Annotated in this window: 25 protein-coding genes and 1 pseudogene; 12 read left to right on the top strand and 14 right to left on the bottom strand. The window is 71.7% G+C overall.

Annotated elements, in window-relative coordinates; all coding sequences use genetic code 11:
• The first annotated feature begins 41 nt into the window (after positions 1–41).
• Positions 42–728 (top strand): hypothetical protein, encoded by a 687-nt coding sequence (locus CF165_RS36555; RefSeq protein ID WP_093952161.1) that lies wholly within the window; start codon positions 42–44, stop codon positions 726–728.
• Here CF165_RS36555 and CF165_RS36550 read toward each other — a convergent pair.
• Together CF165_RS36550 and CF165_RS36545 are read right to left on the bottom strand one after the other, a co-directional pair.
• Positions 706–2,832, bottom strand: coding sequence for a bifunctional lysylphosphatidylglycerol flippase/synthetase MprF (locus CF165_RS36550; RefSeq protein WP_240521950.1), 2,127 nt, complete (start codon positions 2,830–2,832; stop codon positions 706–708). The two genes, CF165_RS36555 and CF165_RS36550, sit on opposite strands and share 23 nt — an antisense overlap.
• Positions 2,833–2,946: 114 nt before the next feature.
• Positions 2,947–3,642: an HAD family hydrolase gene (locus tag CF165_RS36545; protein WP_093952160.1), complete on the bottom strand. Its 696-nt coding sequence runs from the start codon at positions 3,640–3,642 to the stop codon at positions 2,947–2,949.
• A gap of 105 nt (positions 3,643–3,747) precedes the next feature.
• Between CF165_RS36545 and CF165_RS36540 the strand changes: the two genes are divergently transcribed.
• Positions 3,748–4,752: a YhgE/Pip domain-containing protein gene (locus CF165_RS36540; protein WP_093952159.1), complete on the top strand. Its 1,005-nt coding sequence runs from the start codon at positions 3,748–3,750 to the stop codon at positions 4,750–4,752.
• Here the strand turns inward: CF165_RS36540 and CF165_RS36535 are convergent.
• Together CF165_RS36535 and CF165_RS36530 are read right to left on the bottom strand one after the other, a co-directional pair.
• Entirely contained in the window at positions 4,690–5,100 is a 411-nt protein-coding gene (locus tag CF165_RS36535; RefSeq protein ID WP_093952158.1) for a secondary thiamine-phosphate synthase enzyme YjbQ, read from the bottom strand. The genes CF165_RS36540 and CF165_RS36535 overlap by 63 nt on opposite strands.
• A gap of 10 nt (positions 5,101–5,110) precedes the next feature.
• Entirely contained in the window at positions 5,111–6,325 is a 1,215-nt protein-coding gene (locus tag CF165_RS36530; protein WP_158226871.1) for an MFS transporter, read from the bottom strand.
• Between the two features lie 129 nt (positions 6,326–6,454).
• Between CF165_RS36530 and CF165_RS36525 the strand changes: the two genes are divergently transcribed.
• Positions 6,455–7,114 (top strand): TetR/AcrR family transcriptional regulator, encoded by a 660-nt coding sequence (locus CF165_RS36525; protein ID WP_093952156.1) that lies wholly within the window; start codon positions 6,455–6,457, stop codon positions 7,112–7,114.
• Here CF165_RS36525 and CF165_RS36520 read toward each other — a convergent pair.
• The 3 genes and pseudogenes from CF165_RS36520 to CF165_RS36510 all read right to left on the bottom strand — a co-directional run bounded on the left by CF165_RS36520 (position 7,099) and on the right by CF165_RS36510 (position 9,954).
• Positions 7,099–7,743 carry a response regulator gene (locus CF165_RS36520; RefSeq protein ID WP_093952155.1) on the bottom strand — a complete coding sequence of 215 codons (645 nt, stop codon included), beginning with the start codon at positions 7,741–7,743 and terminating at the stop codon, positions 7,099–7,101. The two genes, CF165_RS36525 and CF165_RS36520, sit on opposite strands and share 16 nt — an antisense overlap.
• A gap of 9 nt (positions 7,744–7,752) precedes the next feature.
• A complete protein-coding gene (locus CF165_RS36515; RefSeq protein WP_093952154.1) occupies positions 7,753–9,057 on the bottom strand; it encodes a sensor histidine kinase in 1,305 nt (434 codons plus the stop codon).
• A gap of 113 nt (positions 9,058–9,170) precedes the next feature.
• A pseudogene (locus CF165_RS36510) lies at positions 9,171–9,954 on the bottom strand (LysR family transcriptional regulator).
• 63 nt (positions 9,955–10,017) lie between these two features.
• Between CF165_RS36510 and CF165_RS36505 the strand changes: the two are divergent.
• A complete protein-coding gene (locus tag CF165_RS36505; protein ID WP_093952153.1) occupies positions 10,018–10,734 on the top strand; it encodes an SDR family oxidoreductase in 717 nt (238 codons plus the stop codon).
• A gap of 42 nt (positions 10,735–10,776) precedes the next feature.
• On the opposite strand, the gene CF165_RS36500 is transcribed toward CF165_RS36505, so the two are convergent.
• The 3 genes from CF165_RS36500 to CF165_RS36490 are packed head-to-tail and all read right to left on the bottom strand — an operon-like array spanning position 10,777 to position 13,166.
• Positions 10,777–10,977 (bottom strand): hypothetical protein, encoded by a 201-nt coding sequence (locus tag CF165_RS36500; RefSeq protein WP_093952152.1) that lies wholly within the window; start codon positions 10,975–10,977, stop codon positions 10,777–10,779.
• 7 nt (positions 10,978–10,984) lie between these two features.
• Positions 10,985–12,094, bottom strand: coding sequence for a fatty acid desaturase family protein (locus CF165_RS36495; RefSeq protein ID WP_093952151.1), 1,110 nt, complete (start codon positions 12,092–12,094; stop codon positions 10,985–10,987).
• 10 nt (positions 12,095–12,104) lie between these two features.
• Positions 12,105–13,166, bottom strand: a complete 1,062-nt coding sequence (locus CF165_RS36490; RefSeq protein ID WP_093952150.1) for a ferredoxin reductase — start codon at positions 13,164–13,166, stop codon at positions 12,105–12,107.
• A gap of 195 nt (positions 13,167–13,361) precedes the next feature.
• Here CF165_RS36490 and CF165_RS36485 point away from each other — a divergent pair, with 195 nt between their 5' ends.
• The 5 genes from CF165_RS36485 (at position 13,362) to CF165_RS36465 (ending at position 17,635) form a co-directional block, all read left to right on the top strand.
• Positions 13,362–13,979, top strand: coding sequence for a TetR family transcriptional regulator (locus CF165_RS36485; RefSeq protein WP_205661066.1), 618 nt, complete (start codon positions 13,362–13,364; stop codon positions 13,977–13,979).
• A 122-nt stretch (positions 13,980–14,101) separates the two neighbouring features.
• Complete coding sequence (locus CF165_RS36480; RefSeq protein WP_093952149.1) at positions 14,102–15,214, top strand: Re/Si-specific NAD(P)(+) transhydrogenase subunit alpha; 1,113 nt, start codon at positions 14,102–14,104, stop codon at positions 15,212–15,214.
• Between the two features lie 5 nt (positions 15,215–15,219).
• On the top strand, positions 15,220–15,522 hold the full coding sequence (locus CF165_RS36475; RefSeq protein WP_093952148.1) for an NAD(P) transhydrogenase subunit alpha part 2: 303 nt from the start codon (positions 15,220–15,222) through the stop codon (positions 15,520–15,522).
• Positions 15,519–16,907 carry an NAD(P)(+) transhydrogenase (Re/Si-specific) subunit beta gene (locus tag CF165_RS36470; RefSeq protein ID WP_093952147.1) on the top strand — a complete coding sequence of 463 codons (1,389 nt, stop codon included), beginning with the start codon at positions 15,519–15,521 and terminating at the stop codon, positions 16,905–16,907. The genes CF165_RS36475 and CF165_RS36470 overlap by 4 nt, the downstream gene beginning before the upstream one ends.
• Positions 16,904–17,635: a lipoate--protein ligase family protein gene (locus tag CF165_RS36465; protein ID WP_093952146.1), complete on the top strand. Its 732-nt coding sequence runs from the start codon at positions 16,904–16,906 to the stop codon at positions 17,633–17,635. Before CF165_RS36470 ends, CF165_RS36465 begins: the two co-directional genes overlap by 4 nt.
• A gap of 57 nt (positions 17,636–17,692) precedes the next feature.
• On the opposite strand, the gene CF165_RS36460 is transcribed toward CF165_RS36465, so the two are convergent.
• Positions 17,693–18,202 carry an Lsr2 dimerization domain-containing protein gene (locus tag CF165_RS36460; RefSeq protein WP_240521949.1) on the bottom strand — a complete coding sequence of 170 codons (510 nt, stop codon included), beginning with the start codon at positions 18,200–18,202 and terminating at the stop codon, positions 17,693–17,695.
• A gap of 139 nt (positions 18,203–18,341) precedes the next feature.
• Here CF165_RS36460 and CF165_RS36455 point away from each other — a divergent pair, with 139 nt between their 5' ends.
• On the top strand, positions 18,342–19,736 hold the full coding sequence (locus CF165_RS36455) for a dihydrolipoyl dehydrogenase family protein (protein ID WP_167441672.1): 1,395 nt from the start codon (positions 18,342–18,344) through the stop codon (positions 19,734–19,736).
• A 1-nt stretch (position 19,737) separates the two neighbouring features.
• Here the strand turns inward: CF165_RS36455 and CF165_RS36450 are convergent, their stop codons facing one another.
• Positions 19,738–21,513 carry a hypothetical protein gene (locus CF165_RS36450; protein WP_093952144.1) on the bottom strand — a complete coding sequence of 592 codons (1,776 nt, stop codon included), beginning with the start codon at positions 21,511–21,513 and terminating at the stop codon, positions 19,738–19,740.
• Positions 21,514–21,783: 270 nt separating this feature from the next.
• On the opposite strand from CF165_RS36450, the gene CF165_RS36445 reads away from it, so the two are divergent.
• Both CF165_RS36445 and CF165_RS36440 read left to right on the top strand, forming a co-directional pair.
• Complete coding sequence (locus CF165_RS36445; protein ID WP_086853966.1) at positions 21,784–22,287, top strand: DUF3145 domain-containing protein; 504 nt, start codon at positions 21,784–21,786, stop codon at positions 22,285–22,287.
• Positions 22,288–22,318: 31 nt separating this feature from the next.
• Positions 22,319–22,912 (top strand): hypothetical protein, encoded by a 594-nt coding sequence (locus CF165_RS36440; RefSeq protein WP_093952143.1) that lies wholly within the window; start codon positions 22,319–22,321, stop codon positions 22,910–22,912.
• Between the two features lie 52 nt (positions 22,913–22,964).
• Here the strand turns inward: CF165_RS36440 and CF165_RS36435 are convergent, their stop codons facing one another.
• Both CF165_RS36435 and CF165_RS36430 read right to left on the bottom strand, forming a co-directional pair.
• Complete coding sequence (locus tag CF165_RS36435) at positions 22,965–24,212, bottom strand: beta-ketoacyl-[acyl-carrier-protein] synthase family protein (RefSeq protein ID WP_093952142.1); 1,248 nt, start codon at positions 24,210–24,212, stop codon at positions 22,965–22,967.
• A gap of 28 nt (positions 24,213–24,240) precedes the next feature.
• The gene (locus CF165_RS36430) at positions 24,241–24,486 is read right to left on the bottom strand and encodes an acyl carrier protein (protein ID WP_004559006.1); all 246 of its coding nucleotides are present in this window, start codon (positions 24,484–24,486) and stop codon (positions 24,241–24,243) included.
• Positions 24,487–24,493: the final 7 nt, after the last annotated feature.

The following is a 24,493-nucleotide window of genomic DNA, read 5'->3' as shown; positions in this document are numbered from 1 at the left end:
CCGCTTCCGTTGCGCGCCCGGATTCGGCAGGCTGTGTCCCCATGAGCGGTGATGCGGACAGACGGCTCGGCCGGATCCGGGCTGTCGCGTTCGGGGTGCTGGCCGTGTCCGGGGTGCTTCTTCTCTTCGGGCCGTTGCTGGCCAAGGCCTGGATCTGGCTCGTCCGGCCGCGGGATCCCAACTGGTGGGGCGCTTCCGGCCAGTGGGTCGGGGGCATCGGCACGATCGGCGCCGTCGTCGTCGCCCTGTGGATCGCCATCCGGGACGGACGGATCGCGCAGGCGGATCGGCGGGAACGGGATCTGCGCGAGCGGCAGGAACAGGCTGCGAAGGTCACCGCGTGGATCGAGCGGGCCGAGCCCGGCTCCGACGCCGCCGGGTACATGGTCGTGTCCAACGCGAACGCCGAGGCGGTCAACCACGTCGTCGTATCGTTCGACCTCGTGCACAACCTGCCGATGACCGGGTCCACGCTGCACCGCGGGCCGGACATCGAGGACGACGAGTACCTCTACGCCATCCTGCCGCCCGGGAAGTGGCGGATGCCGATCCGCGAGGAGTGGCAGCGCCCGGACATGACCCCGGGGGTGATGCTCGCCTTCACCGACTCGCGGAACGGCCACTGGCTCCGCCTGACCGACGGCAGGCTGATCCCGAAGGACCAGAACGTCGTCACCAGGCGGAAGATCCGCTTCCCCCAGCGGATCAGCGTGCCCGAGAGCTACTGACCAGCTTCGCCAGCTGCCGCAGCCGGACGTCGGGCAGGTACGCCCGGCTCAGCGCCAGCCCGATGCGCGGGAGGTCGGCTTCGTCGCGGAAAGCCAGGTACAGCGGGACGTGCCGCGGCTGGAACTTCGCCTTGAACGCGTGCAGCGAACGGAAACCGTAGTACGGCTCCATGACCCGGCCCAGCGACTCCAGGACCCGGTCCACCGAACGCGCCGGGGCATCGGAGTCGCTGCGTGCCAGCGGGGCGCCCGAGAGCGACACGAACCGCGCGCCCTCCTCGCGGAACGCCAGGCACGCCGACGCGATCAGGAACTCCATCACCGGGCGGAACCCGTGCGCGCTGCGGCGCATGACGTCCAGCGTCCAGCCGCCGACCTTGCCCGCGCCCGTGTACACCGGCAGCCACGACGTCACGCCGTGGACCGTGCCCTCCGCGTCGACCGCCAGGCCGACCCGGGTGGCCGGGTCCATCGCCTCGTCGAGACCGCCGAGGGTGAACCCCATCTCCGGCATGGCCTTGCCGGACATCCACTCCTCCGACAGCGCCCGGACCTGGGCGAGGATGGGTTCCGGCTGGTCGGCCAAGCGGACCAGCCGGAAGTCGATCTCCTGCTTGGCGGCCTTGTTCAGCGCGGACCGGACGTCCTGCCACGCCTTGCCGCGGAACTCCAGGCCGTCGAGGTCGAGCACGTTGTCCTCGGCCACCTGGACGTGCTGCCAGCCCAGCTCGCGCGTCGCCGCGACGGTGGCCTCGGTCGCCGAGAACACGCACGGCACCAGGCCGGAGTTCTCGCACATCACGGTGAACTCGGTGACGGTGGCCGCCGCGGTGCCGTCCGGCGCGATCGGGTCGCCGAGGGCGACCGCGACCCCCGCGTGCCGCCGGTAGGCGAGGTACGAACGGCCGTCCTCGCGGACGAAGTAGGTGTTGCGCGGCCAGGTCGTCATCCACGACAGCGTGCTGCCGCCGTGGTGGTCCAGCAGCGTGCGGGCCAGCGCCGGCCCCGGACCCTGCGCGTGGCGCCGCAGCCGGCGTCGCGACGGCACGCGGAAGGCGTGCCGCGCGGCGATCAGGACGACCAGCTCGACCGTCCACAAGAGATTGTCCACGAAGAACAGCGGCAGGCCGTCGGTGTCGTAGTCCCCGCCGAAGACGTCGGCCAGCCCGATGAGCGTGGCGACAGCGAGACCTTGCAGCGTCACGAAAGTCGACATCGCCACGGCCCAGCGCCACGCGACGCGGCCGCCCTTGCGCAGCCCGTTGAGCATGGGCACCACCAGCAGGACCAGGATCGCCAGCTCGAGTCCCGACAGCGAAACGCCTTCCGTCGAGCCGAACGGGCCGTCGCCGGGCACCAGGTACATCACGATCTCGGCGATGGTGAGCAGCAGCAGGCCGGCAACGGCCAGCAGCCGCCACTCCCGCAGGTTCGGGCCCGCCGTGTCGGCCGCCCGCCGCGTGCCCACCAGGCGCCGCCCGAGCGGGATCGCCAGCAGCAGCGCGAAGAAGTGCACGAGGTCGGCCAGCGAGCCGACGTAGACGATCGCGACCCCGGCGTACACGCACAGCCCGGCGCGCAGCCGCAGCGCCCACGGCGGCCGCAGCGTCGCGCTGGCGACCGCCACCGCGGCGAGCGCGCCGCCGGAGAACCCGACGTCGAGGCTGCCCGCGACCCGCTCGGCCCACAGCCAGCCGGAGTTGCGGCACAGCGCGAGGAACTGGACCGCGACGAGCACCGAGGCGAACTGGCCGCCGATGGTCACCGCCATCGCGCGCCGCGTCCCCAGCTGCCACTCGGCGAAGCCGGCGCAGAGCGCGAAGCTGCCGACCATCGGGAGGTAGTACCACGGGACGACGGCGAAGAACGGCCCGGTGAGCATGGTCCACCACCGGCCCGCCTCCAGCGACGGCAGTCCATAGGCGACGAACGGGTAGGCCGCCCGGTCTTCGGCCGCGTTCCAGAGCGCCCCGGTCGCGACGGCCAGCACGAGCATGGCGAGCGTGACGCTGCTGGTGAACGGCAGCCGCTGTCTGAGCACCGCGATGGTGCCGCGGACGCGTCCCCCTGCGGCGGGCTCGACCGCCGACGCTGTTTCGGTCATGGGGAAGAGTCTTGCGAGTTCACGCCCGAGGCGACATCGGGCACCAGAACGAGATTTCCCCTAGGGGAATCGTCCTTTCGACTGAGGGTCATCCCCCTCCCAAGGAGGATGTGCTCAGCCGAGGACGGCGGCCCGGACGGCGTCGGTGTCGGCCAGGTCCGGCAGCACGACGTGTGCTCCCGCCGCCCGCAGCTCGCCGGCGGAAAAGTGACCGGTGGCCACCGCGACGGAGACCGCGCCGTTGTCCAGTGCCGCCTTGACGTCGTTCGGGGTGTCGCCGATGACGACCACCGCGCCGGCGTCGAACTCCGTGCCGTGCTTGGCCGACGCCAGCTCCATCGCGTGGGGGACCAGGTCCGGGCGGTGCACGGAAAGCGTGCCGTAGCCGCCGATCTCCAGGTCCAGGTACTCGTGCAGGCCGAACGCCGCGAGCTTGTGCCGCGAGATCTCCGGGAGGTTGCCGGTGACGAGCGTCTGGACGACGCCGTCGTGTCCGGCGAACGCGGTCAGCGCTTCGGCCGCTCCGGGCAGCACGCGGGCCTCGGCCGGGAAGCGGTGTGCCGCCCGTTCCGACTCCGCCACCAGGGCCTTGAACAGCGCGTCGATCGTTTCCTGCGCGGCCTCCAGGCCGTTCGCGGTGAGCAGGTCGGTCGTCGTGGCGAGTTCGGTGCGGCCCCCGAAAACCGGGTGCACGCGGAGGGTTTGGCCGGTCGCGGCGGTGAACGCGGCCGAGTACCAGGCGGAGCCGAGTTCGGTGAAGTCCACCAGCGTGTGGTCGATGTCCCAGAGCACCAGGCGCGTCTTCGTCACGGGATCGAGGTTACCGGGGTCACTATTCAACACGCGTTGACTTTCTGGGGGCCGGGTCGTACCTTGGGCATGAATTCAACAAGCGACGAATAACTGGAGGCTCTCATGACCAGTCCTGCCCGGCGCCCCGCCGGGGTGCTCGCCCTGGTCGCCGCGGTGGCCGGCGCGCTGGTGGCGGTGGTGCTCGGATTCCTCACCTTCGGCGCGCAGGCCACCGTCGCGCCGGACGGCGTCCCGGTCGCCGTCGCGGCGCCGCCGGAGATCGCCCAGCGCATCGCCGCGCACGGCGGCGGCCAGCTGTCCTGGACCGTCACGACCCCGGCCGACGCGCGGAAACTGCTGGAGGACAAGAAGGTCTACGGCGTGCTCGAACTCGCGCCGGGACCGTCCGCGACGGTCGTGACGTCGGGTGCGGTGAACCCGGCGGGCACCCAGGTCGCGCAGCAGGCGCTGACCGGCGCCGCGACCGCGCTCGCCGGCGCGCCGAAGCAGGAGGTGCTGCACCCGGTGAGCCTCGCCGGCCGGGTCGCGCCTCTGGCCGCGAGCGCGCTGGCGTGGATCGGCGCGCTCGTCGCGGGCCTGGCGTTGACCCAGCTCGCGAAACGCACCGGCCGCACGGTCGGCGCCGGTGCGCGGTTCCTCCAGGTCACCGGCATCGGCGTGCTGGTCACGGCGGTGGTGGCCGGCTTCTTCGCGCTGTGGGACTCCGCGCTGCCGCTGGACGCCGGCGTCCTCGGGTTCGTCTTCCTGGCCGCGACGGCGTTCGCGGCCCTGCAGGCCGGCCTGCTGCGCCTGCTGGGGTTGCGCGCGATGGCCGTCCTCGGCCCGCTGTACCTGGTCGCGCCCGCGGTGGCCGGGCAAGTGCCGGAGCTGCTGAACCCGGCCTACCGCGCGCTGCTGTGGTCCTGGACGCCGTTCCGCTTCTCGACGGAAGGCCTGCGCAGCCTGCTGCAGGGGGTGCCGGGCGCGCCCGACGTCACGACCGGGCTCTGGATGCTCGGCGCTCTGCTGGCCGCGGGCCTGCTGGTGACGCTGTGGCCGGGTGCCTCAGCCCGCCAGGAGGCTGAACCGCACCTTGCGGACCGGGTTGTCGAGGTTGGTGTCCACTAGGCAGACCGACTGCCAGGTACCCAGCGCCAGCACGCCGCCGAGCACCGGGATCGTCGCGTAGGGCGGCACCAGCGCCGGGAGCACGTGGTCACGGCCGTGACCCGGGCTCCCGTGCCGGTGCCGCCAGCGGCCGTCGCGGGGGAGCAGCTCGTCGAGCGCGGTCAGCAGGTCCTCGTCGCTGCCGGCGCCGGTCTCGAGGATCGCCAGGCCGGCGGTGGCGTGCGGGACCCAGACGTGCAGCAGCCCGTCGGCCGCGTCGGCGTCGCGCAGGAACGCTTCGGCCTCGTGGGTGAGGTCGTGGACGACGGCTTCGGAGCCGGTGCGGACCTCGATCTCGGTGGAGTACATGCGCCCCAGCCTAGGGAGCCACGGGCTCCTTCGCGGGCTCGCGGGTCACGGTGCAGGCGAACGCCGCCAGGCCGGCCAGGAGCACCGCGCCGGCGATGTACGGGACGGCGGGGGCGATCTCGTACAGGCCGGTCCCGAGCAGTGGCCCGCCCATGAACGCGAGGGCGCTGCCCGAACCCATGAGCCCGGCGACGGCCCCTTGCTCCTCCCGGGTCGCCAGCAGTGTCGGCGCGGACAGGAACCCCGGCGTCGCGAACCCCATCCCGGCACCGAGCACGGCCACCCCGGCGCCGAGCAGGAGCCCGTCCGAACCGGCGGCCACCAGAAGCATCCCGCCGGTCATGACGACCGCGCCGACCCGCACGAGCCGCAGGGGCGGCCAGTCCAGCCGCGGGACGGCGACCGCCTGGACGAGGATGATCATCCCGGCGCCGGCCAGCATGACCAGGCCGGTGACCCGCCCGGTCTCCTGCGTGGTGAGCCCCAGCCTGTCCTGCACCAGGAAGCCGACGGTCATGAGGACGATCGCGAGCGCGAGGTACAGCCCGAAACCGAGGGTCAGGAACGGCCACAGGCGCTTGTCGAACGGGCTCACCTTCGCCGTGACGGGGATTTCCCGTTCTTGCGGCAGGTTCCGCGGCGGCTTCGGCAGCGCGAACGCGATCACGAGGCCGATCACGGCCAGGATGACCGGCGCCGCGTACACCGGGACCAGCAGGTTCCCGGTGAGGCTCAGCGCGCCGCCCAGCGCGGGGCCGACGGCGAGCGCGAGGCCTTGCGCCGCACCGAACACCGCCATGCCCCGCACCCGTTCGGCCGGACCGGACGTCACGTCGGCGATGTAGGACTGCGCGGTCACCGGCGTCGCGGCCCAGGCGAGCCCGAACGCGACGCCGCGGGTGAGCAGGACGGCCGTGAACAGCACCGGCCCGGCGAGCACGCCGGTGAGCCCGAGCTGGGCGACGAAGGCGAAGCCGAGCAAGGCGATCATGGCGCCCGCCAAGGAGATCAGCAGGACCGGGCGGTGGCCCTGGATCGCGCTCCGGCGGCCCCAGAACGGGCTCGCCAGCACGACCCCGGCGCCGCCGACCGCCCACACCGCGCCCAGCGCGAACTCGCTGAACCCGAACTCGCGAGCCAGCGGCGGCAGGATCGGGTTGAGCAGCTGCTGGCCCGCCATCAGGCCGAAGACGGCCAGGCAGACCACGAAGACCGGCCGTCTCATGCCTCGGCCCGCCCGCGCTCGGTGCCACCCATCAGAAGTCGGATCAAGGTCTTGAACAGCTCGTAGTTTTCGAACATGTTCCGAAAGTAGCACCGGCGCACCCTCGGTGTCGAACGGCATGATGGGGGCATGCCACGAACCGCCGGCCGCATCGGCCGGCCGCCGACGACGTCCCGCCCGCAGATCCTGGAAGCGGCGCGGGTCATCCTCGACCGCGACGGCTGGGAGAAGCTGACGATCCGCCGGCTGGCCACGGAGCTCGGCGTGGGCGCGACGACGCTCTACCACCACGTACGCGACAAGGACGACCTCCTGATCCAGCTGCTCGAGCACTACGCCGGGCAGCTGCCGAGGCCGGAACTTCCGGACGATCCGCGGGAACGCGTCGTCGCCGCGGCGACCGTCATGCACGACTCACTGGCCGCCTGGCCCGAGATCGTGGAGGTGCTGACGGCCGACGACGTGCTCGGTGAATCGGCGCTGTGGATGGTCGAGGGCATCGTCGGCGGCGCCCTCGGCTGCGGCTGCACGCCCGAGCGGGCCGTCGCCGTCTACCGGGACATCTGGTACTACACCGTCGGGGAGATCCTGGTCCGCGCCCGTGCCGGACGGCGGGCGGCCCAGGACCGTCCACGCTACCGCGATTCGGTCTTCGGCAGCCTCGACTCCGCCCGGTTCCCCAGCCTGGCCGCGGTCGGGGACCGCTGGCCCGAGCTGACCGCCCGCGACACCTACCGGCAGGGGCTGCGCGCGCTCGTCGACGGGCTGCTGGCTCAGGAATCCAGGTAGCGCAACACCGCCAGCACCCGGCGATTGTCCCCTTCGGACGGTGGCAGGCTGAGCTTGCCGAAGATCGACGACACGTACTTCTCGACCGAACCGGCGGACAGGAACAGCTTCGCGGCGATGGCGGAGTTCGACCGGCCTTCCGCCATCAGGCCCAGTACTTCGCGCTCGCGCGGAGTCAGGCCGCCGAGTGCGTCGGTCTGGCGGGTGGCCGAGAACAGCTGGCTGACGACCTCGGGGTCCAGCACCGTTTCGCCGTCCGCGACCCGGCGCAGCGCGTCGAGGAAGTCCGACACCTCGGCGACGCGGTCCTTCAGGAGGTACCCGACGCCGCCCGCGCGGCCGGCCAGCAGCTGGGCGGCGTACTTCGTCTCGACGTACTGGGAGAACAGCAGGATCGCGCAGCCCGGGAGCTCGCGGCGGAGCGAGATCGCCGCCCGCAGGCCCTCGTCGGTGTGAGTAGGCGGCATCCGGATGTCCACAATGGACACGTCGGGCGTGTGCTCGTCGACCGCGGCTCGCAGCGCGTCGGCGTCCTTCACCGCGGCGACGACCTCGTGACCGCGGAAGGTCAGCAGCTCGACGAGGCCCTGGCGCAGGATGGTGGAGTCCTCGGCGATGACGATCCGCATGCCGCGACTTTAGCGGGGCAGCGGCACCCGCGCGGTCACTTCGGTCGGACCGCCCGGCGGGCTCGTGACGGCCAGTTCGCCGTCGACCGTCCGCAGCCGCTCGGCGACGCCGGCCAGCCCGCCGCCCGGCAGGATCCGCGCGCCACCGCGGCCGTGGTCACGCACCCGCAGCCACAGCGCGTCGCGTTCTTCGGTGACTTCGACCAGCGTCGTCCCGCCGTGCTTCGCCGCGTTCGTGAGCAGCTCGGCGGCGCTGAAGTAGACGATCGTCTCCAGCGACGGCGGCGGGCGGCGCGGCAGGTCGACGGTGACCCGCGCGTCGATCCCGGACGTCGCGACCAGCGTGGCGAGGGCGACGTCGAGACCCGCGTCCAGGGCGGCCGGGTGGATGCCGCGGGCGAGGTCCCGCAGCTCGGTCAGTGCCTGCTTCGCGTTGGCGTGCGCGGCGGTGACCAGCTGCTTGACCTCGGGCAGGTCGACGTCCGCCAGCTCGTCCTTGGCCAGGCCGAGCTTCATCGCGAGCGCCACGAGCTGGGCCTGGGCGCCGTCGTGCAGGTCGCGTTCGATGCGCCGCAAGCGCAGGGCGGCGTCCTCGACCGCGGTCGCGCGGCTCGCTTCGAGGTCGCGGACCCGTTCGGACAGCACGCGCTCGCCGAGCAGGCCGACGACCAGCAGCCGGTCGAGCGCGGTGAAGGCGTGGACCACCCACGGGAGCGCGACGAGGACCAGCAGCCCGGACGCGGACCAGGCGAGCGCGGCCGTCCAGTTCCCGGCGTGGATGGCGAAGACCGGCAGCCGCTGCTCACCCAGCGGGTACCAGAGGAACGCGTAGGTCGTCGCGGCGAAGCCGTAGATCGTCGCGACGAAGACCGTGAACAACCCGGCGAGGGTGAGCGGGAGGCGCAGCAGCAGGTAACCGGCCGCGCGCCAGCCCGCCGGATCGCCGACGCGGGCTCTGACCCAGCTCCACAGCCCGGGCTCGAGCCGGGGACGGCCCGGGACGGGCGCGCTCACGCCGAGCAGCGCCCGCGCGAGCCGACGGTGGGCGGCGCCGAGACCGCGGGCGTAGCGGAGGGTCCCGCCGAGCACGAGGAAGCCGAGCAGGACCGGCGTCAGCCAGACGCCGACGGCGAGGAAGACGAGGAAGCTGAGCAGGGCGAACACGGTCAGCGGCGCGGAGAGCCAGAGCCAGGCGTACTCGGCCAGGAAGTCCCGCGAGGCGAGCGGGCCGAACACGCGGCGCAGCAGGTGGGGACGCGGCAGGTCGAGGCTGGTCACCGCTTCAGTCTCGCCGGGTTCGGTGGGCGTGCCCATCCGGTTTTCCCCCACAGCGGCTCGGGGAAGCTTCCGTGGTCCGGCGGGTGTCGCCTGCGGTGCGCCACGCGTTTTCGGCGGCGGGCCCGCGGGGGCGCCCCCCGTCTTCCACTCTACCGGGGAGCACCGACAGTTCCGGGTGCCGAACGGTCCGGGCGGACCCCTCCGGAGTCCGCGGAGCCGTCGCGGAGCCCGGCCGCTGAACGGACGAGTACGGCGACCTCCCGTGAGCGGCTGTTCGACGGCCACGCGATCACCGTCGTGATGTCCGGGGCGTCGACGACCGGCACCGCGACGTGCTCGGGCCACTGCCAGGCGCGGCTGGACGCGGGATGACGAGCAGCGTCCTGCCGAGCGCCACGAGCTGGGCGAGCTGGGACTGGGTGCGCACCTCCGGCCCGGGACAGTCCGGGTAGGTCCCGTCGAGCCGGGGCCACCGGGCCATCGGCAGGTCCGGCACGTCGCGGACGTCCGCCAGCGTGAGCCGGTCGCGCGAGGCCAGGGGATGTCCCGCGGGGACGATCGCGACCTGGCCCTCGACGTGCAGGTCCTCGGTGTCGAACCCGGCGAGGTCGTCGAACGGGCGGTGCAGCAGGGCGACGTCGGCCTGTCCCTCGCGAAGCAGCCGGCCGCCGCGACCGCGTCGAGCGCAGTACCGGCCTCGCGGAGCAACACCCGGCCGGCATCGGTGAGCGCGACGCCGCGACAGTCCCGTTCGAGAAGCCGGACGCCGAGCCGGTGCTCCAGCAGGCGGATGGCACGGGAGAGCGGCGGCTGGGCGATCCCCAGCCGGACGGCGGCGCGTCCGAAGTGGAGCTCCTCGGCGACGGCGACGAAATAACGGAGTTCGCGGGTCTCGAGGTCGTGCACCGGCGAAGCCTCCTCCTGATACCGCATGAGTATCACAGCACACCGGGATGATCTTGGACGAGCAGCGGGTGGCGCACCGAGCATGGACTGGTGAACGACAAGAAGACCGCGCTGGTCACCGGCGCGAACAAGGGAATCGGCTTCGCCATCTCGCAGGGCCTCGGAACGGCCGGTTTCACCGTCGCGGTGGGCGCGCGCGACGACGCCCGGCGGGCGGAAGCCGTCCGGCGGCTGCAGGCCGCGGGCGTCGACGCGTTCGGCGTCGCCCTCGACGTCACCTCCGACGACAGCGTCGCCGCCGCGGCCGCGTCCGTCGAACGGACGGCGGGCCGGCTGGACGTCCTCGTCAACAACGCCGGCATCTCCGGTCGCTTCGACGGCGACGCGCAGGACCCGACGACGCTTGACCTCGACGTCGTCCGGACCGTCCTCGACACCAACGTGTTCGGGGTCGTCCGGGTGACGAACGCGATGCTCCCGCTGCTGCGCCGCGCGGAGTCGCCACGCATCGTCAACATGTCCAGCACCATGGGCTCGCTGGCGCTGCAGGCCGGTCCGATCCTGGCCGCCTACGCACCGTCGAAGTCGATGCTCAACAGCATCACGACGCAGTACGCCCGGAGGCTCGCCGACACGAACGTCATCGTCAACGCCGCCTGCCCCGGCTACGTCGCGACCGACTTCACCGGCTTCAACGCGCCCAAGACACCCGAAGAGGGGGCCGCGATCGCGATCCGGCTCGCCACACTTCCGGACGACGGCCCGCGCGGTGGCTTCTTCGACGACGGGGGCGTCGTCCCCTGGTGACCCCGTTGCCGGACGGACGGGGGATGTCCCGTCCGTCCGGCGTCAGGGGGCGTCCGGGTCGTCGTCCCGGGCCTTCTGCGCGGCTTCGCGCATCTCGATCACGTCCGTGAGCCAGTCACCCGTCTCGCGGGCAATGTCGCGGATCGCCCCCGTGATGATGCTCGCGATGTTGCCGACGTGCGTCGCGGCCGATTCGGTGATCACCTGCAGGGTGTCCTTCTCCCGCTCGAACTGACCCACCATGTCACCCTCACGCTGCTCGGAGCTGCCGGTCGGGTTCCACGGTAGTCGGCGACGGCGAATTCTGCGGAAGCGCCAGCTTCACGATCTTCTTCGCCACCGACCAGAGCTGCTTGCGCAGCGGCCCGGTGTGGTACGGCAGGCCGTACTTCTCGCAGATCGCGCGCACCTCGCCGGCGATCTCCGGGTACCGGCGCGCCGGGATGTCCGGGAACAGGTGGTGCTCGATCTGGTGCGACAGGTTGCCGCTCATGATGTGGAAGAGCGGGCCGCCGCTGATGTTCGCCGAACCGAGGATCTGCCGCAGGTACCACTGACCGCGCGTCTCCGAAGCGGTCTCGTCCTCGGTGAAGCTTTCGACGTCGGCCGGGAAGTGGCCGCAGAAGATGATCGCGAACGCCCACAGGTTGCGGGTCAGGTTCGCCGTCGCGTTGCCGAGGAACGTCAGCGGCGCCAGCGGCCCGGTCAGCAGCGGGAACAGGACGTAGTCCTTGCCGATCTGCCGCCCCGCCTTCCGCAGGATGCGACGCAGCACCGGCACGTTCTCGGCCCACGTGCGCTCGCCCTTGGCGACGTTCTCGATCTCGAGGTCGTGCAGCATGACGCCCCACTGGAAGAAGATCGCCAGCAGCGTCGCGTACACCGGGTTGCCGAGGTAGTACGGGTGCCACTTCTGGGCGTCGTCCATCCGCAGGACGCCGTAACCGATGTCGCGGTCCTTGTCGAGGATGTTCGTGTACGTGTGGTGGATGTAGTTGTGCGAGTGCCGCCAGTTCTCCGCCGGCGCCACGGTGTCCCACTCGAAGCGCTGCGAACTCAGCGCCGGGTCGCGCGTCCAGTCGTACTGGCCGTGCATGACGTTGTGGCCGATTTCCATGTTGTCGAGGATCTTGGCCACCGACAGTGCGCCGACGCCGACGAGCCACGCGGGCGGAAAGAACCCGGCGAACAGCAGTGCCCGCCCGGCGACCTCCAGGCCACGCTGCGTCTTGATGATGTCGTGGATGTAGTCGACGTCTTCCTGGCCCAGATCGTCGACGATCCGCTGCCGCAGCGCGTCGAGCTCGCGGCCGAACTCCTCGACCTGTTCCGGGGTCAGGCGATCCTGCAGACCGGTCATGGCTGTCTCCCTAAGCGTCGATCTCGACGTCCCCGACGGGGACGGAGATGCAGAGCTGGATTTCTTCGTCTTCTTCGCCGGAAATCTCGCCGGTGCGGGCGTTGCGGACGCGACCGGCGGTCTTGAGCTGGGTGCAGGAGAAGCAGATGCCCATCCGGCAGCCGTGCTCCGGCGACAGCCCGGCTTCTTCGGCCTGCTCCAGCAACGGCTTCCCCGAGTTCGCGCATTCGCGGCCGCTCCGCCGGAATCGCACCTGACCTCCGGCGTCCCCGAGAGTCAGCGCGGGCGGCGTGAACTCCTCGGTGTGCACGCGTTCACCCAACTGCTCGTGCACGGCGTCCATCAGCGGCTTCGGGCCGCACACGAACGCCTCCGCGTCGCGGAACCAGGGCGCGACCCGCGAAAGGTGCTCTGACGAAAAGAAGCCGTTCAGGTCCCCGCCGCCGGAGTGGGTGTACGCGTGCACCACGCGCAGCCCGGGGTGCCGGGCGGCGAGCTCGGCCAGTTCGGTGCGGTAGAGCGCGTCGGCCGGGCCGTTCGAGTACTGCAGGAACACGATCTCGCCGGGGTTCCCCTCGTCGACCAGGGTGCGGGCCATGGCCAGCACCGGCGTGATGCCGCTGCCGCCGCAGATGAGCAGCACCCGGTCCGGCCGGGCGGCGGGGAGCGTGAACGTGCCGTCCGGAGTGGACAGACCGACCACCGAGCCGACGCCGATCGAGCGGTTCAGGTGCCCGGAGACCAGGCCCTGCTCCTTGACCGTGAACTCCAGTTCGCCTTCGTACTGCGAACCGCACGGCGAATAGCAGCGCGTGCGCCGGACGCCGTCGATCTCCACCTGCAGGCGGACGTGTTGGCCGGCGGCGAAGCCGGGCCACGCGCGGCTGGGCCGGACGGTGAGGGTGACGCTGTCCGGCGTCTGCTTCCGCACCGCCGTGACCAGGCCGCGGATCTCGCGACGGACCAGCATCGGGTCGACGAGCTCCAGGTACCGGTCCATCCCGTGCGGCGTCAGCAGTGCCTCGGCCAGCGAGGCGAGACCGCGTACCCGCCGGGGGATGAGCGCCGTCATCGGGAACCTCCTCGGTTACAGTGAACGGCTGTACACTGAATAGTGCACTGCAGAAGTGGACACCCTGTCAACGCGGGAAGGCGAGGATGTGACGTGAGCAACGCGGTGGACGCAGTGTCGAGCGGGGCTCCGCCCCGGCCCCCGGCAGGGGGCAGGCCCCCTGCACCCCCAAAAGATGTCCGTACGCTGGAGCTCGTGTCCGAAGAGCCGGTGACCCGTCAGGAGCGCAAGCAGCGCACGCGTCAGGCGCTCCTGGACGCCGCCCTGGACATGCTGGCCGACCGCCCGTTCGCGACGCTTTCCCTGCGCGAGGTCGCCAAGGGCGCCGGAATCGTCCCGACGGCCTTCTACCGGCACTTCGCCTCGATGGAGGAACTGGGCGTCGCGCTCGTCGAAGAAGCGACGCGCACGCTGCGCGGCATGATGCGCTCGGCCCGCACCGACCCCGACACCTACCAGGGGATGATCAGCGCCTCGGTGGTCACGGTGCACCGGTTCGTCCGGGCGAACGAGGACCATTTCCGGTTCCTGACGCGCGAACGCTACGGCGGCGGTCCGCTCGCCAAGGCCATCGGCGTCGAACTCCGCCTGTTTTCCGGCGACCTCGCGATCGACCTCGCCCGGTTCGCGCCGCTGCGGTCGTGGAGCACCGAAGACCTGCACATGCTGGCCGACTTGATCGTTTCCGTGATGCTCGCGACGATTGTCGAACTGCTGGAAGCCCGCCCTGGTGAAGACGAGAAAATCACCGGAACGGCGGAAAAACGGCTGCGTCTTGTCCTGCTCGGCGTCCCGCACTGGAAAAGCGACTGAACGTTTCACGCACCCCATCCGTACTTCCGTGACAAACGGGAGACTTGCGACTCACGTCACTGGGGACTGTCGGTCCGGCGTGGTACAACCCTCGGATCGTGCCTCGCCGATGAGGAGGTCGTGTGGCGGACAGCGAACAGAGTCAGCAGCTCACCGTGGGTGTGGTGGCCGAGTCACGCCCCGGGGAGCGCCGGGTGGCCATGGTGCCGAAGCTCGTCGGGAGGCTCGCGCAACGCGGGTTGCGCGTCCTCGTCGAGCCGGGCGCCGGCGCCGGTGCGCACCTGAGTGACGACGCGTACACCCAGGCGGGCGCCGAACTCGGCGACGCGTGGGGCGCGCCGATCGTCGTCAAGGTCAACGCGCCCTCGCCCGGGGAAATCGCGAAGCTGAGCCGGGGCACCGTGCTCGTCGGTTTCCTCGATCCCCGCGGCAACCCGGAAGGGCTCGCGAAGCTCGAAGAAGCGGGCCTGCGCGCCTTCGCGATGGAGGCGATCCCGCGGATTTCCCGGGCCCAGGCGATGGACGCGCTGTCGTCGCAGGCCAGCATCGGCGGCTACCGCGCGGTGCTGCTCGCGGCGCAGAAGCTGCCGCGGTTCTTCCCGATGCTCACCACCGCGGCCGGCACGGTTCCGCCGGCCAAGGTGCTCGTGCTCGGCGCCGGCGTCGCCGGCCTGCAGGCGCTGGCCACCGCGAAACGGCTCGGCGCGCAGACCACGGGCTACGACGTGCGGCCCGAGGTCGGCGAGCAGGTCAAGTCGCTGGGCGCGCAGTTCCTGGACCTCGGCATCGAGGCGGTCGGCGAAGGCGGGTACGCCCGCGAGCTGACCCCGGAGGAACGCGAAGAACAGCAGCGGCGGCTCACCGAGGCCATCACGAGGTTCGACGTCGTGATCACGACGGCGCTGGTGCCGGGCCGCAAGGCGCCGACCCTGGTCACCGCGGACGCCGTCAAGGGCATGCCGGCCGGCTCGGTCGTCGTCGACCTGGCCGGGGAGTCCGGCGGCAACTGCGAGCTGACCAAGCCGGGCGAGGACGTCGTGGAGCACGACGTCACCATCTCGTCTCCGCTGAACCTGCCCGCCGAAATGCCTTCGCACGCCAGCGAGCTGTACGCGCGCAACGTCACCGAGCTGCTGGAGCTGCTCGTGACGAAGGAAGGCGCCCTCGAGCTGAACTTCGAGGACGAAATCGTCGCCGGTGCCTGCGTGGCCGGGCGCGAAGGGAGCGCGTCGTGAGTCCTTTGGTGCAGAACCTGGCTGTGCTGGTGCTCGCCGGGTTCGTCGGCTTCGCCGTCATCTCCAAGGTGCCCAACACCCTGCACACGCCGCTGATGTCCGGCACCAACGCCATCCACGGCATCGTGCTGCTGGGCGGCCTGGTCGTGCTCGGCCTCGGCGTCGACGGCGTGTTCAACAAGATCCTTCTGGTGATCGCCATCGCCTTCGGCACGATCAACGTCGTCGGCGGGTTCCTGGTCACCGACCGGATGCTGTCGATGTTCAAGGCCAAGAAACCCGTTGCCGGTGAGGAGGACGAGAAGTGACCGACTTCATCGCGATCCTCTACATCATCGCGTTCGCCCTCTTCATCTACGGCCTGATGGGCCTGACCGGCCCGCGCACCGCGGTTCGCGGCAACTGGATCGCCGCGGTCGGCATGGGCATCGCGGTGGTCGCCACCCTGCTCACGCCGGGCATGGGCAACTGGCTGCTGATCGTCCTCGGCGTCGGGATCGGTGTGGTCGTCGGCGTCCCGTCGGCGCGCAAGGTCAAGATGACCGCGATGCCGCAGATGGTGGCGCTGTTCAACGGCGTCGGCGGCGGCGCGGTCGCGCTCATCGCCTGGGTCGAGTTCAACTCCACCGACGGCTACGCGCACGAGCCGGTGTACATCGCGATCGCGTCCCTGTTCGCGGCGATCATCGGGTCGATCTCCTTCTGGGGCTCGAACGTCGCGTTCGGCAAGCTGCAGGAGCTGATCAGCGGCCGCCCGATCACCATGGGCAAGCTGCAGCAGCCGGTCAACGCGCTGCTCCTGCTGATCGCCGTCGTCTGCGCGGTGCTCATCATCACCGGCGGCGACAACGAACTGCTGATCATCGGCCTGCTCGTCGCGGCGGGCATCCTCGGCCTCACGGTCGTGCTGCCGATCGGCGGCGCGGACATGCCGGTGGTGATCTCGCTGCTCAACGCGTTCACCGGGCTGTCGGCCGCGGCGATGGGCCTGGCGCTGGACAACACGGCGCTGATCGTGGCCGGCATGATCGTCGGCGCGTCCGGCTCGATCCTGACCAACCTGATGGCCAAGGCGATGAACCGGTCCATCCCGGCGATCGTCGCGGGCGGCTTCGGCGGCGGCCCGGCGGTCGCGGCCGGCAGTGGGACGAAGGAAGCCCGTCCGGTGCGTTCGACCAGCGCGGCCGACACCGCGATCCAGATGGCGTACGCGAGCAAGGTCGTCGTGGTGCCCGGCTACGGCATGGCCGTGGCGCAGGCGCAGCACACCGTCCGCGAGATGGCGAAGCTGCTGGAGAAGAAGGGCATCACGGTCGCCTACGCGATCCACCCGGTGGCCGGCCGGATGCCCGGGCACATGAACGTGCTGCTCGCCGAGGCCGACGTGCCGTACGAGCAGCTCAAGGAGATGGACGAGATCAACTCCGAGTTCGCCCAGACCGACGTCGCGCTGGTGATCGGCGCGAACGACGTCACGAACCCGGCCGCGCAGACCGACCCCAGCTCGCCGATCTACGGGATGCCGATCCTCAAGGTCAACGAAAGCCGGTCCGTGATCGTCTTGAAACGCGGGATGAGCTCCGGGTTCGCCGGCATCGACAACGACCTGTTCTACGATCCGAAGACCAGCATGCTCTTCGGGGACGCCAAGTCGTCGGTGGGCGAGATCGTGGAGGAACTCAAAGCGCTATGACGACGGGGTCGGACGTCCGTGCCGCGTTCACGGACCCGGCCGAAAACCTGGCGTTCGACGAAGCGCTCCTCCGGGTCGCGTCCGGGTCACCGGTGCTGTGGCTCTGGCGCAACCCGGTGTGCGTCGTCGTGGGCCGCGGGCAGCGGATCACGCGCGAGGTGCGCGTCGACGAGTGCGCCCGCGACGGCGTCCCGGTGCTGCGCCGGGCCAGCGGCGGCGGCACGGTGTTCCACGACCCGGGAAACTTGAACGTGACGCTCGTCCTGCCCGGCCCGGCCGACCGGCCCCTGGAGGCGCTCGGCCAGGTGATGAGCGCGGCCGTCGACCAGCTCGGGCTGGTGCCGCGGATCGGCGACCGCGGGTTGTTCGTCGGGGACGCCAAGCTGTGCGGCTTCGCCGTGTTCCGCACGAAGACCGGGCTGCTGGCCCACTCGACGCTGCTGGTCGAGACGTCCGCCGGCCTCGTCGGCCGCTACCTGACGAGCGCGCCGCCGGACCCACGGCCGCTCGACTCCCACCGCAGCCCGGTGGCGTCGCTGGCCGAGCACGGCCTGCGGCCCGGCTTCCCCGCGGTCGAGGCGGCGGTGCGGGCGGCGGCGTCGCAGCTGCTCGGGACGTTCGTGCCCCGGCCGCCTTCCGCGGCGGAACTGGCGCGGCAGCGGGCGTTGCTGCACACCCGCTACCGCTACCCCTCCTGGCACGCGGACGGCGCCCAGCGCGCGGCCTGACCGCCGCGAAAGACCCCGGAGACCGACGGCCTCCGGGGTCTTCTGTCTCCTGTGGACTTACTCGGCCGCGGAGAACGTGACCGTGGGCACCTTGCGCGTGGACGCCGGGGTGGACTTCTTCGGCTCCGCCGCTTTCCGGGCCCGGGTGGTCTTCGCCGGTTCGGCCTTCGCCGTGGTCTTCGCGCGGGTGGTGGTCTTGGCCGGGGCCGCCTTCGCCGTGGTGGCCTTGGCCTTCGCGGCGGGCTTGGCGGCGGGCTTCGGAGCCGGGGTCTGGACGGGTTCGGCCTTCTTGGCGGCCGCGCGGCGACCGGCGGCCGGCTTCGCCGTCTTCGACGTGGCCTTGGCCCGCGGCAGCTTCGCACCCGGGACGAGCCGCGGGCGGTTCTTGCGGCCGCCGGTCCGGCGTCCGGCGTCGGCGTAGCGCTGCAGGAACTCGCGCAACGCCTCGGCGTTGGCGAAGGAGAGGTCGATGTCGTAGTCGATGCCGTCCAGCCCGAACCCGACGGTCTCCCCCGCGGGCTCGCCGGTCAGATCATCCAGCACCTGCACAGCCGTGTTCTTGGCCACGACAAACCTCCCGTGCTCGAACGTTGGTATTTCGCGCGCACCGGGCCCGACGGCACCCGGGCCGCCGATAACTTGCAGCTTCCTGACGGAGGATAGCCGTTCGCTTGCGCGATCCCGCGTAGTGGTGTGACCTGAAGCCATGTCTGGACAGACTTTTGACGTAGTGGTGATCGGTGCGGGTCCGGTGGGGGAGGTGGCCGCGGAACGGGCGGCCCGCGGAGGCCTCAAGGTCGCCCTCGTCGAGCACGAACGCTTCGGCGGCGAGTGCTCCTATTGGGCCTGCATCCCGAGCAAGGCGTTGCTGCGGCCGGGAAATCTCCTCGCCGCGGCGAAGCGGATACCCGGCGTGCCGGTCGGCGACCGGCTCGACCCCGCCGCGGTGTTCGCGCGGCGTGACTGGTTCACCGGCAAGGGCGACGACTCGGGGCAGGTCGACTGGGCCCGCGGCGCGGGTATCGAACCGGTTCGCGGGCACGGGGAAATCACCGGTGAGCGGGAGGTGACCGTCGGCGGCGACCGGGTGCTGACCGCGCGGCACGCGGTGATCGTCTGCACCGGCAGCGTGCCCCACCTGCCGTCGATCCCCGGGCTCGAGACGATCCGGCCGTGGGGTTCGCGGGAAGCCACGTCGGCGGAGTCCGCGCCGCGCCGGCTCGGCGTGCTCGGCGGCGGCGTGGTCGGCGTCGAGATGGCGCAGGCGTTCGCCTCGCTCGGGTCGGAGGTCCACCTGGTGATCACCGGTCCGCGGCCGTTGCCGCGCAACGCCGGGTTCGCCGGTGACCTGGTGCTGCACGGGCTGCGCGAAGCCGGCGTGTTCGTGCACACGATGTCCGGGGTCGAGGGGGTGGCCAAACCCGGGAACGACATCGAACTCGTGCTCAAGGACGGCGAGCGGCTCGTCGTCGACGAGTTCCTGGTGGCGACCGGACGCCGTCCCGCGACCGCCGGGCTCGGGCTGGAGCGCCTCGGGATCGAGCCCGGGCACGCACTGGAGGTCGACGACACCGGCCGGGTGTCCGCAGTGGACGGTGACTGGCTGTTCGCGGCCGGCGACGTCACCGGCCGCGCCCCGCTGACCCACCAGGGCAAGTACGGCGCCCGCGCGGCGGGCGACACGGTGGCGGCACTGGCGGCGGGTACGCCGGTGCCGGCTGAGCCGTGGAGCCGGTTCACGGCCACCGCCGATCACCACGCGGTGCCGCAGGTGGTGTTCACCGACCCGGAGGTCGCGGCGGTCGGCCTGGCGGACGCGCGGCCGGGGTCGGCGGACCGCGTCGTCGACATCGACATCGCGGTGGCGGGCTCGTCGCTGCACGCGGACGGCTACACCGGCAAGGCCCGGATGGTCGTCGACACCGAGCGGAACGTGCTGCTCGGCGTGACGTTCGTCGGCCAGGACGTCGCGGAGCTGGTGCACTCGGCGACGGTCGCGATCGTCGGCGAGGTGCCGCTGGACCGGCTGTGGCACGCGGTGCCGTCGTTCCCGACGATCAGCGAGGTGTGGCTGCGGCTGCTCGAGGCCTACGGGCTCTGAGTCACTGCGCGGGCAGGTCCAGGGCCGCCTTCGCGGCCCGGACCAGGCCGGGATCGTCCGGAGTGGATGGTCCCGGCGCCCACACCGCCTGCACCAGCCGGACGGAGGTGCCCTCCAGCTTGGAGGCGTAGGCGGCGTTCTCGAAGCGCGGCGCGGTGGCGCCCCACTTGCCGGTCTCGGTGGCGAGGTCGAGGATCCCGCCGCCGCCCGGGGTGTCGGCGACGGCCTTGAAGGCGGCGGCGTGGCCGGCGTCGGGGAATTCGACGATCCCGATGGTGACGGCGCCGGACCTGCCGTCGACGGTCGCGGCGTAGCTCGCCCGCCGCACGCCCGAGCAGCTGGTCTGCTGCAGGCTGGCCTGGGCGTCCCCGAAGGCGTGCGACGCGCACCGCTGGTCCCCGTCGGCGGCGCGCAGGGCGAACTGCAGGCTCTTGACGGGAGCGGGCCTGCCGGCGGCGGTGGACGGCGACGGGCTGACCGGAACGGGCGGCGGAGCGGCGGCGGTCCCGTCCCCGGTGGTGGCGACGGCGATCGCGGCGACGACCAGGACGACGAGCAACCCGATCGCGCCGAGTGGCAGCCAGCGGACGGTCCGCGAGGCCGCGGCGGCGGCTTCGGGCAGGGGTCTCGGTTTGGGGAAGGGGAGCGCCGGCTCGGGTGCGGCGGGTTCTGGGGCGAGCGGCCCGACGGTTTCGGTGTCCCCGGCCGACGGTTCGGGGGCATTCGCCGCGGTGGGGCCTGGGAGCCGCGGTGCCGCGGGTTCGGCGCCGGGGAACACGGGCCGCGGAGGGGTTTCGACGGGGTCCGGCTCGTCGTGCGGCGACGGGAGCACTTCGGTGGGTTCGGCTTCCGCGAGTGCTTCCTCGTCGGCGGGCGGGCGATCGGTCGCGGTGGTGGGCTCCGGGGCCGTGGTCGGCTCCTGCTCGGCCGGCGGCGGATTCTCGGTCCCGCTCGCGGCGGCCGAATCCTCCGTCACCGGATCAGGCAGGGCTGAAGCGGGCGCGGCCTCATCGGCATCTGTAGCGGCCGAAGCCGCCGCGATGGCTGCGCCCGCGGTAGCCGAAGCTGCCGCCGCCCCGCCGGGATCAACCGAGACCGCTGCCGAACCGGGGGCCGCCGCGGGCCGGGCTGGGGGCGGAGTGTCCCAAAGGGACTCCGGGGGCGAGTCGTCCGTCAACCGGCTGAAGCCTTCGCCCAGCAGCACCTCGTCCGAAAACTCCGGCGCCGAAGGTGCCAGCCCCCGGATCAGGGCCCTGACCTGGTCCACCGACCGCGGCCGGTGGGCCGTCGCCAGCGAGACCGTCGCCGCCAGCATCGTCGTCGGGGTCGGGTGCAGGACGCGGACCGGGCCCGCCAGGTCGCCCGCGGGCTGGTCGACCGTCTCCACGTACGGGCCCACCGCGATGATCGTCCCCACCGGGGCCGTCCCGGGGACCAGGGAGGCGATGCGCCGTTCGCACGCCTGGGAGATGTCCAGGGCTTCGGTGGCGGGATTGACCGCGTCGTCGTCCGCCACCAACGGCCAGCCGTCCGCCTTCCACGGAGCGCCCAGCGGGGCTTCCAGCCGCAGGGCCGGGTCCGGCAGGTCGACGCCGATCACGATGATCACGCCGTGGGGCAGCAGAACCACCGCTTCGATCGGGCGCTCGGTCACCGAGGCGACGCCGATCAGCGCGATGCCGCCGATGACGGTGCTGCCGCGGCCCAGGGACGCCAGTGCCGCCCGGACGTCGTCGGCCACCCGGGACTGCTGCCGCTCCAGGCGCACCAGTCGCACCGAAAACCCCTTTCCGCTCGTCGTTCCGGGTCATCACGCTAGCGCCCGCGGCCGTATCCACCGTGCGACACGGGGACGACGCGGCCGCGTGCCCTCCGAAAGTGGGGCACCGGGTGACTTGTGGTGTTCGTGTGGCCAAACAGCACGGTTGGGGTGCAGAATGTGCTACAACGCATCGGAGGCGGCATTCGGGAGCCGCGCTGAGGCCGCGCTGAAGCTCGAAGTAGGGCGTAGGGGAAGACGTCCCTCGTCGAGCAAGCGGAGGTAGCAGTGAGCACCCGTGGCAGCACCCGAGGTGTGGTGTACGTCCACTCGTCGCCGTCTGCGGTGTGTCCGCACGTCGAGTGGGCCATTTCGGGCACCCTGGGTGCCCGCGTTGACCTGAAGTGGACGGCGCAGCCGGCCAGTCCGGGTCAGCTTCGCGCCGAATGCGGATGGCGCGCGCCCGCGGGCACCGGCGCCAGACTGGCGTCCGCCCTCAAGGCGTGGCCGATGATTCGGTTCGAGGTGACCGAAGAGCCCAGCGCGGGCGTCGACGGCGAGCGGTTCTGCTTCGCGCCAGGCCTCGGCCTGTGGCACGGCCGGACCAGCGCCAACGGCGACATCGTGGTGGGCGAAGACCAGCTGCGCGCCCTCGTCAGCATGACCCGCGGGGGTGAGTCCCTCGCGCACAAGCTCGACGAACTCCTGGCCGCGAGCTGGGACGAGGCGCTCGAGCCCTTCCGTCACGCCGGCGACGGCGCGCCGGTGACCTGGCTGCACCAGGTCGGTTAGCGGCGGGACGGGGGCCGGTACGCTTCCGGGCGTGACCACCCCCGCCCCCAGCTCTCGCCAGCGCTGGCTGGTGCCCGTCGTGGTCGTGGTGCTGTCCGTGACCGTCGGTGGCGGCTTGATCGCGCGCGAGCTCTACCGCCGTCCGGACCAGCCCGCGGGCGACACCTCCGCGGCCGTGCCGACCCCGTCCACCGCGGGCAGCGCCGAGCAGGGCGCGGCGAACGAGGTCAGGATGACCGACGACGCGCGAGCGCATCCGCAGGCCGAAGCCGTCCGCCAGGTCCTGCAGAAATACTTCACCGCGATCAACACGCAGAACTACCAGCAGTGGACGAAAGTGGTCAGCGCACAGCGGGTGCTCGACCAGCCACCCAACGTGTGGCTCAAGGGGGTGCGCTCCACAGAGGACAGTGACGCCCTCGTCTACCGGATCGAGCGCGGCTCGGGCGCGTCGCTGCGGGTCCTCGTCGGGTTCACCAGCAAACAGGACCCCGAGGACGCGCCGCTGTTCTTCCCGGAGCGGTGCATCAAGTGGCGACTCGTGCTCCCGATGGTCGTCGACGGCTCCGCGTTGAAGATCGACACCGTCGACAAGGGGCCACAGCCCGAACACGAGAAGTGCTGAACGCGTGAAAAAAGGGGGCCCGGCCGAAGCCGGCCCCCCTTTTTTCACGCCATCAGGACACGGTGAACAGCAGCGCCGTGTTGTGCCCGCCGAAGCCGAACGAGTTGCTGATCGCCGCGGTCAGCTCGACCTTGCGCGGTTCGCCCGCGACGACGTCCAGCTGCACCCGCGGGTCCAGGTCGGTCAGGTTCAGGGTGGCCGGCACCAGACCGTGGTAGAGCGACAGGATCGTGATGATCCCCTCCACCGCGCCGGCCCCGCCGACGAGGTGGCCGAGCGAGCCCTTCGGTGCCGTCACGATCGCGTGGTCGCCGACCGCCTTGCGGATCGCCGCCGCCTCGCCGATGTCACCGACCACAGTGGACGTCGCATGCGCGTTCACGTGCCCGACCTCCGCGGCGGTCACCCCGGCCATCTTCATCGCCGCGCGCATCGCGGCGATCTGGCCGATGCCCTCGGGGTGGTTGCCGGTGATGTGGTAGGCGTCCGAGGTGATGCCGTGTCCCGCGATCGTCGCGTAGATGCGCGCCCCGCGGGCCTTCGCCTGGTCGGCGCGCTCCAGGATGACCACGCCGGCGCCCTCGCCGAGGACGAAGCCGTCGCGGCTGGAGTCGAACGGCCGCGACGCGCTCGCCGGGTCGTCGTTGCGCGTGGACACCGTGCGGGCCTGGGCGAACCCGGCCAGGGTGATCGGGTGGATGCACGCCTCGGCGCCCCCCGCGACCACGACGTCGGCGCGGCCGGAGCGGATCATCTCCACCCCGTTCGCGATGCCCTCGGCACCCGAGGCACAGGCCGAGGCCGGGGAGTGCACCCCGGCCCGCGCCTTGAGGTCGATGCCCACGTGCGCGGCCGGGCCGTTCGGCATCAGCATCGGCACGGTCAGCGGCGACACCTTGCGGAGACCCTGCTGGTGCAACAGGTCGTTCTGGGTGAGCAGCGTGACCGGGCCGCCGATGCCGGTGCCGATCGACACGCCGAGGCGGTCGGGGTCGACGTCGGTGTGCTCGTCGGTCGGCTCGGTGTACCCGGCGTCGGCCCACGCCTGCCGGGCGGCGATCAGCGCGACCTGCTCGCAGCGGTCCAGCCGGCGGGCCTGGACCCGGGGCAGGACGTCGGCCGGGTCGACGGCCAGCTGACCGCCGATCTTGACCGGCAGCTGCAGCTCCTCGACCCAGTCGGCCTCGATCGCGCGAACCCCGCTCGCCCCGGCCAGCAGACCGTCCCAGGTGGACGTGACGTCCCCGCCGAGCGGTGTGGTGGCGCCGAGACCGGTGATCACGACGTCGATGTTGCTCATGGGAGTCTCCTCAAGGAGGGAAGAGGCCTTACTTGGAGTTGGCCGACACGTAGTTCACCGCGTCGCCCACGGTCTTGAGGTTGGCGAGCTCGTCGTCCGGGATCTTGACGCCGAACTTGTCCTCGGCCTGCACGGCGATCTCGACCATCGACAGCGAGTCGATGTCCAGGTCGTCCACGAACGACTTCTCGGCGGTGACGTCGTCCTGAGCCACACCGGCGACCTCTTCGACGATCTCGGCGAGGCCGGCGAGGATCTCAGCGTTGTCAGCCATGGGGTGT

This window comes from Amycolatopsis vastitatis, from assembly GCF_002234595.1.
In the GTDB taxonomy this organism is placed as follows: Bacteria; Actinomycetota; Actinomycetes; order Mycobacteriales; family Pseudonocardiaceae; genus Amycolatopsis; species Amycolatopsis vastitatis.
This window is presented reverse-complemented; position numbering and strand designations above follow the sequence as displayed.

Bases quoted from the DNA above. Each gene is read 5' to 3' on its own strand.
- CF165_RS36555 (WP_093952161.1), top strand. From the start codon at position 42: ATGAGCGGTGATGCGGACAGACGGCTCGGCCGGATCCGGGCTGTCGCG.
- CF165_RS36550 (WP_240521950.1), bottom strand. From the start codon at position 2,832: ATGACCGAAACAGCGTCGGCGGTCGAGCCCGCCGCAGGGGGACGCGTC.
- CF165_RS36540 (WP_093952159.1), top strand. From the start codon at position 3,748: ATGACCAGTCCTGCCCGGCGCCCCGCCGGGGTGCTCGCCCTGGTCGCC.
- CF165_RS36535 (WP_093952158.1), bottom strand. From the start codon at position 5,100: ATGTACTCCACCGAGATCGAGGTCCGCACCGGCTCCGAAGCCGTCGTC.
- CF165_RS36530 (WP_158226871.1), bottom strand. From the start codon at position 6,325: ATGAGACGGCCGGTCTTCGTGGTCTGCCTGGCCGTCTTCGGCCTGATG.
- CF165_RS36525 (WP_093952156.1), top strand. From the start codon at position 6,455: ATGCCACGAACCGCCGGCCGCATCGGCCGGCCGCCGACGACGTCCCGC.
- CF165_RS36520 (WP_093952155.1), bottom strand. From the start codon at position 7,743: ATGCGGATCGTCATCGCCGAGGACTCCACCATCCTGCGCCAGGGCCTC.
- CF165_RS36515 (WP_093952154.1), bottom strand. From the start codon at position 9,057: ATGGGCACGCCCACCGAACCCGGCGAGACTGAAGCGGTGACCAGCCTC.
- CF165_RS36500 (WP_093952152.1), bottom strand. From the start codon at position 10,977: ATGGTGGGTCAGTTCGAGCGGGAGAAGGACACCCTGCAGGTGATCACC.
- CF165_RS36495 (WP_093952151.1), bottom strand. From the start codon at position 12,094: ATGACCGGTCTGCAGGATCGCCTGACCCCGGAACAGGTCGAGGAGTTC.
- CF165_RS36490 (WP_093952150.1), bottom strand. From the start codon at position 13,166: ATGACGGCGCTCATCCCCCGGCGGGTACGCGGTCTCGCCTCGCTGGCC.
- CF165_RS36465 (WP_093952146.1), top strand. From the start codon at position 16,904: ATGACGACGGGGTCGGACGTCCGTGCCGCGTTCACGGACCCGGCCGAA.
- CF165_RS36455 (WP_167441672.1), top strand. From the start codon at position 18,342: ATGTCTGGACAGACTTTTGACGTAGTGGTGATCGGTGCGGGTCCGGTG.
- CF165_RS36435 (WP_093952142.1), bottom strand. From the start codon at position 24,212: ATGAGCAACATCGACGTCGTGATCACCGGTCTCGGCGCCACCACACCG.
- CF165_RS36430 (WP_004559006.1), bottom strand. From the start codon at position 24,486: ATGGCTGACAACGCTGAGATCCTCGCCGGCCTCGCCGAGATCGTCGAA.